Raw genomic sequence first — 11753 nt, 5'->3', positions numbered from 1 at the left:
TGACGAGCTCGCCGGTGGCACTCAAGTCATCAAGGATTAAATGCCCACCGGTGGCGCCACTTTGAGCACCAACCCCGTTTCGCTGGACACCGCCGGTAGTCTTTAAAGGCGTATCTGCGCCCTGAAATAGGCTCAAAAGACTGATTTATTTGAGCTGACAAGCCATATGACATGATGTATCGGTGCAACGGGAACCACGCGGCAGCGCTCTTCACGACAGCCTGCTGACCGCGCTGGGCGCGGCCATCGTATCCGGCGACTACCCCGCCGGCCAGGTGATCACCCTCGACAGCGTCAGCGCTGAACACGGACTGTCGCGCAGCGTCGCCCGCGAGGCGATCCGCGTCCTCGAATCGATGGGCATGGTCGAGTCCCGCCGCAGGGTAGGCATCACCATCCAGCCGTCGGACCAATGGAATGTATTCGACCCCAGGCTGATTCGCTGGCGGCTGGCCTCCGCGGATCGCGCCACCCTGCTCCGGTCGCTTTCCGAACTACGCAAGGGATTCGAGCCTGCCGCTGCGGCGTTAGCTTCCCAGCGGGCCGATCCTCAGCAGTGCCGAACCATGGCGGCGGCGGTGTCGGACATGGTCGTGCACGGCCGCTCAGGAGACTTCGACGCCTACCTGGTCGCCGACAAGATCTTTCACCGCACCCTGCTCGAAGCAAGTGGAAACGAGATGTTCAGGGCACTCAGCGGAGTGGTGTCAGAGGTGCTGAGTGGCGATGTCAATCACGGAATAGCACGTGCGACAATCAATCTCAAGGCAATCGCGCTACACGATGAGGTTGCCCGCGCCATCCGGCTGAGAGACGATACCGCCGCCGAAAAAGCCATGCGGGCGATCATCGAGGAGTCGACCATGGCGGTGGACAGCTAGATCACCCAGCCGCGTGAACGCTGCGGCCCCGACCCAAATCACGATCAGGGGGCCGGGTCGTGGCAGGAATCCGAGGGTGTACCCACCACGTCAAGTGCGGGGTTACGCTCGAAGAACCCGAATGGCTTGAGCCAGAACGACACCACGTCGACCGGCATCACCGGCCAGTCCTCGGGCCGAGTGATGTGATGGATCCCGAACACATACCAGAGCACTACGTCGGTGTTCTCGATGGAACGATCGGCCTCTGTCCACCGGGCCAGCCCGGTGTCCCGAGCCGACTGGTTGACGAATTCCCCTGCCGGCCAACGCTCATCTGGCCTGTTGGGAGTGACCCACAGCGTGTGGTCGATCACGCTTGCCCGCTCGAGCAGGGGGGCACCGGGCTCGAACATCGACGGAATGGCACCGCTGGGAACAAGCTTGTATGACGGGTGGGTTCCCAAGCCCGTCACCACGTTCGGGTTGACCACCTTCCACGCGCGCTGGGTCCCGAAGTTCATGTCCTGCTTACCCTCGGCCTCGGTACGCAACGGCACGTTGCGCACCACCAGGGACAACCCGTGTGGATTCTCGGGTCCGATCGGCTCGGCGTGAGACTCCGACATTACCACCGTGTTCTCGCTGCCGTCGATGTCCATGTCGAGTCGGGCGACCAGGAAATGTTGATGGAACGGCGCATAGGTGCGCTCGTCGACCAGGGTGCCGTTGGGGTTGGGCGCCCCCGGCGGCAACGGTGTGGTCACCATGATGCCGGTGGCACGCACCTCGCACTCGATGTTGCCGTCCTGATAGAGACGCCAATACACCAGGTACTCGTAGTTGGCGACGGTGACGTGGAACGACAAGGTGAGTCGGCGCATCCGGCGCACCTCGGCGCCGATGTCATGGTCGACATGCTTCCACAGCACGGCATTGTCTTCCTCGTGGATGCACACGGCGTTGGCGATGGTGTAGGGCTCACCCTTGCTGTTGTGCAGAACCGCATCGAGATAACGGATCTCACCCAGGCAATCACAGCCCAGTTCGAGCGAGGTCGTCATGAAACCCAGACCCCACTCGCCGATATCGAAGGCGGTGCGCCGGTAATGGTCCGGCGACGGATCTCGGTAGGGCACGATCATCTCCGCGAACGACATCCGGTGCGCGATCGGACGTTCCCGGTCACCATCGCGGTAGCTCACGGTATGCAGCGTCACCCCCTCGCGATGGTTGAACCCGACCCGCAACGACCAGTTCTGCCAGCGCACCAGGTGGCCGTCCACAGTGAACGACGGTCCCTCCGGTTGGGTGATGTGCAGCGGCTTGAGGGGTTCGCGGTGGGCTGCCGCGCGGATGCGCTCAGGAATATGTCCCGGCACGTACTCCCCCATCGCCTCGGGTACCGGCGCCTCGCCGGTGGCGAACGGCCCACTGTCCTCCACCCGCAGCAGCTCCATCGTGTTGAGATCGATGACACAGTGCAGGCCGCTCAACAACTTGGCGTAGGGGTTAGCTCCCGGCGCAGCCTTGACCCAGCTGTCCGACCAGCCGATCCTGCGGTCACGGAACTCTGGAGGGGCCACGGCGTCGCCGTAGGTCCAGGTGTCGAAGAACACCAGATCGATGTCGGTGATCCCGCGACCGGTTACCGCGGCGATCACGTCGGGATGTGACCGCAACGCCTGATCGCACTCGAGGAACTCGTCAACGGTGAAGTTCGCCTGCACACCGGGAATGTGCTCGAACGCCTCCACGCGGTCATCGGTCAGCGATACCACGCTCTTGTGGGTCGTGTTGTCGCTCCGGTTGAAGCAGATGACCTCCGCGCGGCGGGGCGGCCGCGGTCCACCGTCCGCGAAGGCAGCCAGCTCCGCCTTGTCGGGTTCGATCATCTCGATCGAGGCGTAGCGCCAACCCAAGTCGGTCGCGGAGGTGGGCGCGGCGCTCACGCCGTAATCGCGATGAAGTATCGCAGTGATGGATCGGAATTCATCGGCGCCCAGCGGGTCGAGGGGGAAGTCGACAAGGCGCGAATCGCTAGGCTCAGACACGCGCTAACGGAATCACATCCCAGGCTGCACAGCACGGCGATTCCGCGATTTCGACGGCTCTCACCTGGCCGACAACGAGAATCCATCCCACGCCAGCCGGCGCTCGGCATGCGGATCGAACTCAACACGGCGACGCCGATCCAGGACCAGGACCGCGCGCTCGTCGCTGGTGTACCGCGGCCAGTCCGCGCCCGGCACCCCGCGGTCGGCGAACGCCAGCCAGCGAGCCTGGACATCGTCGCTGACCTTGCGTGCCGCTCGCGAATCCACGCCAGCGTGGAGCAGCATCCCGAGTCGGGAACGGTAGAGGTCGAACACCGCCAACAGCTCGGTCGCATGAGTGGCACCCATGCCTGCCAACTGCAGCGCGCGGGTGGCGAAGTCGTAGCGGTACACGTGAGTCGGCGCATGCCTGCTGTGCGCCTGGGCAATCTGCCACGTCGCCGAGCCGAAGATGAAGTCCGCCCCCAGCCGGACGCACGCCGCGGCGTCCGGGTAGCCGGGATATGCCGAGAAGATCCGGTCACGGTCAGCGGGATCGACGTGGTGGAGCAACCGCTCGATGGCTCCTCGGGTAGTCGGCAGCAGCTTGAGGAATCGGGTGAACAGCCGGCCTTCGTCGGCGTTTGTCCCAACGATCAGCGGTACCGGATGCGCTTTACCGGTGCGCATCGCATCGACTGGATCCGTTGGCAGGTAGTCGGTTCCGTACGTGGGTCCAATCGCGAAAGCGCCCAGCATGTCCTTGTGGCCCCCGACGATGAGCCGCTCGAGCGCGTGCACCAGATCGGCCGGCCGCGCCTCCAGGAGTGCTTGGGCAGCGCCCTTTTGGCCCACCCCGAGCTGTCTGGTCAGCCTCGCGGCATACTCTGCGGCGACGTCGGCGCTGCGCACCATGCCACTCGGCGGGCTCTCCGAGATCGCCTGAGCGAAAAGCCCTTTGGCATCCGGAGTGGCCAGCAATGTGGCCACGGCGTGACCACCGGCACTCTCGCCGAAGATCGTCACATTGTCCGGATCGCCACCGAAGGCCGCGATGTTGTTGCGGACCCAGCGCAACGCCATCACCAGGTCGCGCAGGAACAGGTTGTCGTCGATGACAATGTCGCCACTGGACAGCGAGGAGATCTCCAGGCAGCCCAAGGCACCGAGTCGATAGTTCACCGAGACGTAGACGCAGCCTTTGCGCGCCAGTGAAGCGCCGTCGTAGATCGGCGTCGCCGAACTTCCCAGCATGTAACCGCCACCGTGGATGAAAACCATTACCGGTAGCGGTTCCCGGGCCGAGTCTCGGGCCTTCTCTCGGGTTTCTTCGGTGGGAGTGACGACGTTGAGCGTCAGACAGTCCTCGCTCATCTGCTGGTATTTCCCGGGCGCGAGGAGCGTGTACATGCGTTTCTGGGGCGCACAGTGGCCGAACCCGTGGCAGTACCGGACGCCGGGCCAGGGCTGTACCGGCTGGGGCGCGCGATAGCGCAACCGGCCTACCGGCGGGCTGGCGTAAGGAATCGACCGCCACCGACTCACGCCGTCACGGGTGAAGCCCTCCACAGTGCCCGAGGCGATCTTCACCCGGACGGTTTCCTCGTGCATCCTCCCGACGGTAACTAACTCCTGCCCGCCTCGCCTGGCCCGGCAATGCGTGTCGGGCCGCTAGCCTGGCTGGATGCGAATTGCGGGCCTGATAGCCGTTACTGCACTGTTGGCGGCCTGTTCTCAGTCGGTCGGCGGTGAGGCCGAGCCCTCCGGGTCATCCCCGGAGGCAACGCTGTCGACACCGCCGGACAGCACGTCTACCAGCACGAATGCCTTGCCGGACTCGGGAGAACCTGACCCGCCGCCGGGCCAGGGCGCGCCGATCGAGGATGTCATCGCGTGGATCGAAGCGGGCACTCCCGCCGATGCCGGCGCCTATCACGAGGCCTACTCCGATGGGGTCACCACTCGGCTCGGCGAGGACATCGCGTTCACCGCGCCTTCCGGGGCGGCCAATCAGACCATGCAGTGCCTCACCGACGCCACCTATAGCGGCGACACGCTGTCGTGCCTGGTGGAGCTCAACGCCCCCGCGCCCCGCCCCGCGGGTGCCGAGGGGATGTGGAAGCCGGGGTGGGTCGACTTCTCCGGGACAGGCCTGCAGATCGGGTCTCTGCACGGAGATCCCGGACCGTTCATCCAGGGCGTCGGACCACAGCTGCCCGAGGGCCAGTCGCTGACATTCGGCGACAATCGATGCCGTAGCGACGCGACGGGCCTGCTCTGTGTGAACTACGCGCATCGGTCGGCGGTCTGGATCAGCGCCGACGGCGTGCTGCCGTTCGGCTGCCTGCAGTCGGTGGCACCACCGCCACAGACCGGCGCGATGTTCAGCTGCTGAACGGCTCCCCGACGGGAGCTACTGGCCGGCCGTCGGTGGGAGCTAGCGCCAGCCGTCGGCAGCGCTGGCCACCTGCATCAGCGCGTCGGTCAGCTCGCGGAGTTCGGCTCGGTCGGCGCCTTCCTCGAGCGCGGTCGCCATGTCCTCGGCTGCGCACCTGACCTGATACACCCGATCCGAGAGTTCTGCTGCTTCTTCGGCAGTGAGCACGACCGAGTCGGGCGGCACCGAGGTGCCCTTGATCTGGGCGCGCTGTTCGTAGGCGCGCTGACGACAGGATTGCCTGCAGTATTGTCGCCGTCTGCCCAGCCCGCTGTCGGCGACTTCGCGGCCGCACCATCGGCAGCTCTGGGGGCGTGTCCGGGCGGGGCGGTAGGACGCCTGAGACGTCACAGAAGTCACGAGACCGACTGTAAACCGCCGGCTGCACCGATCCCGGTATCATCGGAGGTCGCGTCGGGAACTCTCCGCGGGACCCCTGCGTTGAAAAAGTTGGACGACATGCGCTTATTGAGGAGTTGACGATGGCTGATCGTGTCTTGAGAGGCAGTCGGCTCGGAGCTGTGAGCTACGAGACGGACCGCAACCACGACTTGGCGCCCCGTCAGGTCGCCCGCTACCGCACCGACAACGGCGAGGAGTTCGACGTCCCGTTCGCCGACGACGCCGAAATCCCCGGCGCCTGGCTGTGCCGCAACGGCCTGGAAGGCACCCTGATCGAGGGTGAAATTCCGGAGCCGAAGAAGGTCAAGCCGCCGCGTACCCACTGGGACATGCTCTTGGAGCGTCGTTCTGTCGAGGAACTCGACGAGTTACTCAAGGAACGCCTGAACATCATCAAGACCCGCCGCAGGGGCAGTTGAGGACCAGCAGGGGCAGCTGACCCAGCTCAGCGCACCTTTCTTCGGACGCGGTCGATGCGGGCTCGCATTCCCCATTGCGCGACCTTGACGATGGCTTCCCGGATGGTGGATCCGTCCATTTTGGATACGCCGTGCTCACGCTCGGTGAACGTGATGGGCACCTCGACAACGGTGAAACCCGCGTTGATGGAGCGCCACGTCAGATCCACCTGGAATCCGTAGCCCTTCGAATCAACAGCGGCCAGGTCGATCTTCTCCAGCACCTCACGTCGGTAGGCGCGGTAACCGGCGGTGATGTCATGGATATCCACGCCGAGGAGAATGCGAGAATACCCGTTTGCGGTGCGCGACAGCACAAGCCGTCGCCGCGGCCAGTTGAGCACCTCGCCGCCGTCGACGTACCGCGAACCGATCACCACGTCGGCTCCCGCATCGATCGCCTCGAGTAGACGGTGGAGTTCCTCGGGCGCGTGGCTGCCGTCTGCATCCATCTCGACGAGGACGGAATACCGACGGCTGAGCCCCCAAGCGAAACCAGCCAGGTATGCCGCGCCGAGACCATCCTTGGACGCGCGGTGCATGACATGAACGCGGCCCGGGTCGGCGAGAGCGAGTTCGTCGGCAAGATCCCCGGTGCCGTCGGGGCTACCGTCATCGACGATCAGGACGTGCGCGTCGGGCACCGCGTTAGCGACGCGCGAGACGATTGTCGGCAGGTTATCGCACTCGTTGTAGGTGGGAATGATGACCAGAGTGCTCGCCACCGGATCAGCCGAGCCTTCTCCCGAAGGGTCTGCTGCGTTATCGGGGATGCCACCGGGGACGCTCACGTGGCTCCTCCTTTACCGTCTTTACCGATATCGGTCGCGGATCTCCGACCCCGCGATCGTGCGAATGGTCCATTGTGCAGTATCGCCCCGAGGATGCCCGCAACACCGAGGGCGACCAACACCGCCTCGATGATCGGGCCGAAACGGGTCGCAGGCGTCAACTCGGTCTTCAACCGGATCTGCTGATCGAGGTAGGCCGGTTCGAAGAACCGGGTGCGGGCCAGTTCGCGACCGTCGGGCGCAACGACGGCGCTGATCCCGGTAGTCCCGGCGACGACGACATAGCGGTCGTGCTCGACAGCGCGCAGCCTGGCGAATGCCAACTGCTGCTCACTCATCGCCTCATCGAACGTGGCGTTGTTGGTGGGCACCGCGAGTAACTGTGCGCCGTTACGCACCGCATCGCGCGGCGCACGGTCGAAGATGACTTCCCAGCAGGTGGCGACTCCGACCGGCACACCGGCGGCCCGCACCACCCCGCCGCCCGTGCCGGGAATGAAATAGCCGGCTCGTTCTGCGTAGGGCGACAGCTGGCTGAAGAAGCTGCGCCACGGCAGGTACTCCCCGAAGGGCTGAACGATCCGCTTGTCGTGGCGGTCCGCAGGTCCGGTCTCCGGGTTCCACACGATCACCGAGTTGGTCGACACCGGGTTGTCCCGCGAGTAGCCGGGAGCCGCGAGGACACCGCCGACCAGAATGGGGGCATCGATCGCCGCGGCCGCCATCGAGATCTGCTGTGCGGCGTCGACGTTGGCCAGCGGGTCGATGTCCGAGGAGTTCTCCGGCCAGATCACCAGCATCGGCTGGGGCGCGCGACCGGCCTGGACGTCCTCGGCCAGGCGAAACGTTTCGAGCACGTGATTGTCGAGGACCGCGCGGCGCTGAGCGTTGAACTCCAGACCCAGCCGCGGAACGTTGCCCTGCACCGCGGCAACCGTAACCGGTGGCTCGTCGCCGGCGCCGACGCCGGATTTGCGGACCTGGGGCCAGGCGAGCGCAGTGGCCACCAGCACCAGGCAGATACACAAGCCGGGCAGCACCACAGCGGGCGGCGCGGCAGCGCGGGTCGCAGCATCGCGCCGCCACCATCGGACGACTTCCACCGTCATCGCCGACACGCTGAACCCGAGCAGGACCACCGCGAAGGACACCAACGGCGCACCGCCGATGTAGGCCAATGGCAGCACCGGGCTTTCGGTCTGGGAGAAGCCGACGACACCCCACGGAAATCCGCCGAACGGAACCGTCGACTTGAGCCATTCCAGGGCCGACCACAGCCCCGCGAACCACAGCGGCCAGCCGGGCAGACGACGGATCAGCACAGCGATTAGCCCGAACAGTGCCGGATACAACGCCTGGGACAGGCTGAGCGCCAGCCACGGCAGCGCCCCGACGAGCCCACTGATCCACGGCAGCAGCGGTAGGTAGAAGACCAGCCCGAACAGCAACCCGTAGCCCAGACCGCCCGCGGCGGTGGTGGAGGGCCGAGTCAGCACCCAACCCAGCAGCACAAACGCCAGGATTGCCGCGTACCACCATCCGAACGGGGGGAAGCTGACACAGAGCGCCAAACCGGCGACAATCGTGGCGCCCAACACGTGCAAGCGGCCCACCAGCCCCCGGGCGAAGCGCTTGGTTCGTGAGGTGCGCTGGGTGTCGGGCCTGGTGGCGGGAACTTCTTCGGTGTCAGCCATGGATGACCGAGCCCCGGTGTACCGTCTGCCGACAGCGTGGGAGATGGTCGTCCAGTCGCGGCAACACCGGTACCCGGGAGCGCGGATCGGTCGACCAGCGCTGCACCGCGTCGGTGGGAGCGCTGACGTCGAACTCGTCGGCTTCCCATATCGCGTAGGTGGCCGGCGCGCCGGGCACGAGGGTCCCCGTCACCCCGTCTCGGACCCCTCCCGCCCGCCAGGCGCCGCGGGTGGCAGCCGCGAACGCCGCCCGCGCCGAGATGGCGCTGCCAGGGGTGTGATGGGTCATCGCCGCGCGGACGGTGGCCCACGGGTTCTGGGCGGTGACAGGGGTGTCGGAACCGAGGGCGAGAGGCACGCCTTGGGATGCTAACAGCGCGATCGGGTTCAGCCGACGAGCTCGCTCGGCGCCCAGCCGCCGCGCATACATGCCCGTCTCGCCCCCCCACAGCGCATCGAAGCCGGGCTGAATGCTGGCGATCACGCCCCAGCGGCCGAGCTTGGCGGCTTGTTCCTCGGTAACCATCTCGAGGTGTTCCAGCCGGTGCCCCAACCGTGCCACGGCGACCTGGCCAAACCGGTCGACAACAGTTTCCAGCGCGGACACAACGGCGGTGACGGCCGCATCGCCGATGACGTGGAATCCGGCCGTGACGCCGGCTTCTGTGCACGCCGAGAGATGGGCGCTGATCGCGTCGACGGCAAGGTAACTGTTGCCGGTCGGCGCCGGGCAGCACTCGGGAAGGTCAGCGTAGGGCTCGTGCAGCCACGCGGTCCGTGAGCCCAGCGCGCCGTCGACGAACAGATCGCCGGCCAGCCCGCGGACTTTTGCCGCTTCGGTGAGCTCGCGCGCCCGCGCGGCGTCGGTGACGTGCTCACCCCAGTAGCCGACGACTTCGACTCCGTGTCCGAGGGCGCGCAGCTCGTGCCAGTCCTCCAGGCCACCGATATTCGGACCCGCGCACTCGTGGACTGCCGCGATGCCCGCTGCGGCCGCCGCGTCGAGCGCGGTCCGCCGGGCACTGGTCCGCTGTTCTCCGGTAAGGCCCTCGCGGGCGGCCCTGCGCACCAGGTGGTGCGCATCCGCCGTCAGCGGCGCCTGATCATGCATGCCGGAGGCCCCAGCCAGTCCGGTGGCTCGCCTCCGCAGGGCCGTCGATGCCGCCGCCGAGTGCGCGTCGACCCGGGCCAGGTAGGCGGACCGATCACCGACGGCGGCGTCCACGTCGGCAGTCCTCGGCGCGGTCCGCTCGGGCCAGCCCGATTCGTCCCAGCCGTGTGCCCAGATCATGCCGACAGGATGGGACCGCGCGTAGGCACCCAGGAGTTCGAGACAGTGCCGCAACGATGTAGCCGGCCGCAGATCGAGACCGGTCAGCGTCAGCCCGGTCGCAGTAGTGTGCACATGGCTGTCCACGAACGCCGGGGCCACGAAGGCGCCGGCAAGATCGGCCACCTCAGCGCCGGGAAACTGCGCGCGACCCACATCGTCGCTGCCGAGCCAGGCGACAATCCCGTCACGCACCGCCATTGCGGTCGCGTCGGGCATCGACGGGCTGTGCACCCGCCCATTGAGCAGCAGGAGGGTGCTGGTCACTCAGGCAGTCGGGGCGGCTCGACGTCGACAACGTCGATGACCTCCCCGTCGATGTCGATGACCTCCCCGTCGATGTCGATGACCTCCCCGTCGATGTAGTCACCGCGGCCCTGCTGTGGCGAATAGCCTGATCGGGCGCCCGCCGCGGCACCGCCAACCGCGCCGACCCCGACGATCAACGGGATGCGTCGAGCGGCCATCGCACCGACCACCGGACGCGCGACCGCACGAGTCGGCGGCAGCAGCAACAGCGCGCCGAGTACAGAACTGGCCAAACCGGGTATCACGACGAGCACGGTACCCAGTGCTACCAGCACGCTGTCAGTGACCGCCCCCGGGGCGTTGGCCGCGGTGAGCCCAGACTGCAACCGCCGGATGTGGCGGTTCAACTGCGAGCCTGCCAGTGCGAGGCCGAGCAGGAAGGTGCCCGCTACCAGCAGCACCGTCCAGCCGAACCCGATCGTCGACGCCAGCACCACCAGGACGGCCAGCTCGACCATCGCATAGAGCAAAAACAGCCTCATCGCCATAATGTGCCAACGCGCGAGCGGCGCTCGGGGTTCCTAGCCCTTCGCCGGGGGCCGATCATGTGCCTGCGGCTCGCACCTCGATCGCGGCGTGCACCTTGTCGATACCGCCTCGCAGGATCGCCTGCGGGATGAAGTACCACGCATGATTCCAGTACCGCTTGACGATCGCGTCGAAAACGCCCCGTGTTTCGGACTCAGGCAGCATCCGCGCCACGCCCTCTACCGGCGCGCCCTTCACCTTGCCCAGCACGCCGCACTTCTGAATCGTCACCCGTCCAGTGTTGTTGATGCGCTTGGTCTTCCACGAGCCGCGATCGGTAATGATCAGCAGTCTGTCACCGTCGGGCACACCCCATACTGCGGTCGGCTTGGGCCTGCCGTCCTTGGTGAACGTGGTCAACAACAGGTACTTCTCCCGGTAGACATCTTTGAAGGCGGGCTGCGTCGCATCCATCGATTCAGCTCACGCCGCTTTCAGTTCGATTGTGACGTTCTTCTCCATTCCGCCGCGCAGCTTGGAGAACAGGCTGAAGGTCTTGCCGAGCAGCCCGTACCGCTTGCCGATCGCTTCGTATGTGTGGGCGTTGGCCGACTTGTCCAGAATCGTGGCGGTCGCCTCGACAGCCTCGCCTTTGGGCTTGCCGCCTCGGTCGCACTCAGCAATCGTCACCCGCGGGGTATTGCGGATGCGCTTGATCTTCCAGGACTGTTCCTGGGTGATGGCGATCAGGGAATCGCCCTCGACGACAGCCCAGATCGCCGTCGGTTTGGCCCTGCCGTCCTTGGTGAAGGTCGTCAGCAGGATGTACTCGGATCCGGCTATGTCGGAAAAGGTTGTAGGCATCCCGCCAATGTAGCCGCACCCACTAGGCCGCGAACCGGACGACCGTCAGGCGGCTTTGAAGGTGACGAGGTCGATGCTGAGTTGGCCTTCGATGATGCTTATGG

The 11753-nt window shown here is 66.1% G+C and carries 12 protein-coding genes; 3 read left to right on the top strand and 9 right to left on the bottom strand.

The genetic code is table 11. From position 1 onward, the window contains the following. Nucleotides 1-182 precede the first annotated feature (182 nt). Nucleotides 183-881 carry a FadR/GntR family transcriptional regulator gene (locus tag ACPGXI_RS17125; RefSeq protein ID WP_526655074.1) on the top strand — a complete coding sequence of 233 codons (699 nt, stop codon included), beginning with the start codon at nucleotides 183-185 and terminating at the stop codon, nucleotides 879-881. Between the two features lie 44 nt (nucleotides 882-925). On the opposite strand, the gene ACPGXI_RS17120 is transcribed toward ACPGXI_RS17125, so the two are convergent. Together ACPGXI_RS17120 and ACPGXI_RS17115 are read right to left on the bottom strand one after the other, a co-directional pair. Further along, nucleotides 926-2914, bottom strand: coding sequence for a primary-amine oxidase (locus ACPGXI_RS17120; RefSeq protein WP_526655072.1), 1989 nt, complete (start codon nucleotides 2912-2914; stop codon nucleotides 926-928). 60 nt (nucleotides 2915-2974) lie between these two features. Next, nucleotides 2975-4507 (bottom strand): carboxylesterase/lipase family protein, encoded by a 1533-nt coding sequence (locus ACPGXI_RS17115; protein WP_526655070.1) that lies wholly within the window; start codon nucleotides 4505-4507, stop codon nucleotides 2975-2977. A gap of 73 nt (nucleotides 4508-4580) precedes the next feature. Here ACPGXI_RS17115 and ACPGXI_RS17110 point away from each other — a divergent pair, with 73 nt between their 5' ends. Continuing rightward, a complete protein-coding gene (locus tag ACPGXI_RS17110) occupies nucleotides 4581-5291 on the top strand; it encodes a hypothetical protein (protein ID WP_526655068.1) in 711 nt (236 codons plus the stop codon). A gap of 42 nt (nucleotides 5292-5333) precedes the next feature. Here ACPGXI_RS17110 and ACPGXI_RS17105 read toward each other — a convergent pair whose 3' ends face one another. Beyond that, nucleotides 5334-5684, bottom strand: a complete 351-nt coding sequence (locus ACPGXI_RS17105) for a hypothetical protein (RefSeq protein WP_526655078.1) — start codon at nucleotides 5682-5684, stop codon at nucleotides 5334-5336. A gap of 131 nt (nucleotides 5685-5815) precedes the next feature. On the opposite strand from ACPGXI_RS17105, the gene ACPGXI_RS17100 reads away from it, so the two are divergent. Beyond that, the gene (locus ACPGXI_RS17100) at nucleotides 5816-6154 is read left to right on the top strand and encodes an RNA polymerase-binding protein RbpA (protein WP_526655066.1); all 339 of its coding nucleotides are present in this window, start codon (nucleotides 5816-5818) and stop codon (nucleotides 6152-6154) included. A 26-nt stretch (nucleotides 6155-6180) separates the two neighbouring features. On the opposite strand, the gene ACPGXI_RS17095 is transcribed toward ACPGXI_RS17100, so the two are convergent. The 6 genes from ACPGXI_RS17095 to ACPGXI_RS17070 are packed head-to-tail and all read right to left on the bottom strand — an operon-like array spanning nucleotide 6181 to nucleotide 11649. Then, nucleotides 6181-6984 carry a polyprenol monophosphomannose synthase gene (locus ACPGXI_RS17095; RefSeq protein WP_526655064.1) on the bottom strand — a complete coding sequence of 268 codons (804 nt, stop codon included), beginning with the start codon at nucleotides 6982-6984 and terminating at the stop codon, nucleotides 6181-6183. Next, entirely contained in the window at nucleotides 6981-8678 is a 1698-nt protein-coding gene (lnt, locus tag ACPGXI_RS17090; protein WP_526655062.1) for an apolipoprotein N-acyltransferase, read from the bottom strand. The genes ACPGXI_RS17095 and lnt overlap by 4 nt, the downstream gene beginning before the upstream one ends. Beyond that, a complete protein-coding gene (locus ACPGXI_RS17085; RefSeq protein ID WP_526655076.1) occupies nucleotides 8671-10227 on the bottom strand; it encodes an amidohydrolase in 1557 nt (518 codons plus the stop codon). The genes lnt and ACPGXI_RS17085 overlap by 8 nt, the downstream gene beginning before the upstream one ends. Nucleotides 10228-10271: 44 nt before the next feature. After that, nucleotides 10272-10805, bottom strand: coding sequence for an FxsA family protein (locus ACPGXI_RS17080; protein ID WP_526655060.1), 534 nt, complete (start codon nucleotides 10803-10805; stop codon nucleotides 10272-10274). A gap of 55 nt (nucleotides 10806-10860) precedes the next feature. Beyond that, on the bottom strand, nucleotides 10861-11259 hold the full coding sequence (locus tag ACPGXI_RS17075; RefSeq protein WP_526655058.1) for a PPOX class F420-dependent oxidoreductase: 399 nt from the start codon (nucleotides 11257-11259) through the stop codon (nucleotides 10861-10863). A 9-nt stretch (nucleotides 11260-11268) separates the two neighbouring features. Continuing rightward, nucleotides 11269-11649 carry a PPOX class F420-dependent oxidoreductase gene (locus tag ACPGXI_RS17070; RefSeq protein ID WP_526655056.1) on the bottom strand — a complete coding sequence of 127 codons (381 nt, stop codon included), beginning with the start codon at nucleotides 11647-11649 and terminating at the stop codon, nucleotides 11269-11271. Nucleotides 11650-11753: the final 104 nt, after the last annotated feature.

Origin of the sequence: Mycobacterium sp. (genome assembly GCF_049608025.1) — a bacterium.
GTDB lineage: Bacteria > Actinomycetota > Actinomycetes > Mycobacteriales > Mycobacteriaceae > Mycobacterium.
The sequence above is the reverse complement of the archived record's forward strand: the minus strand, read 5'-3'. Positions and strand labels throughout refer to the sequence as shown.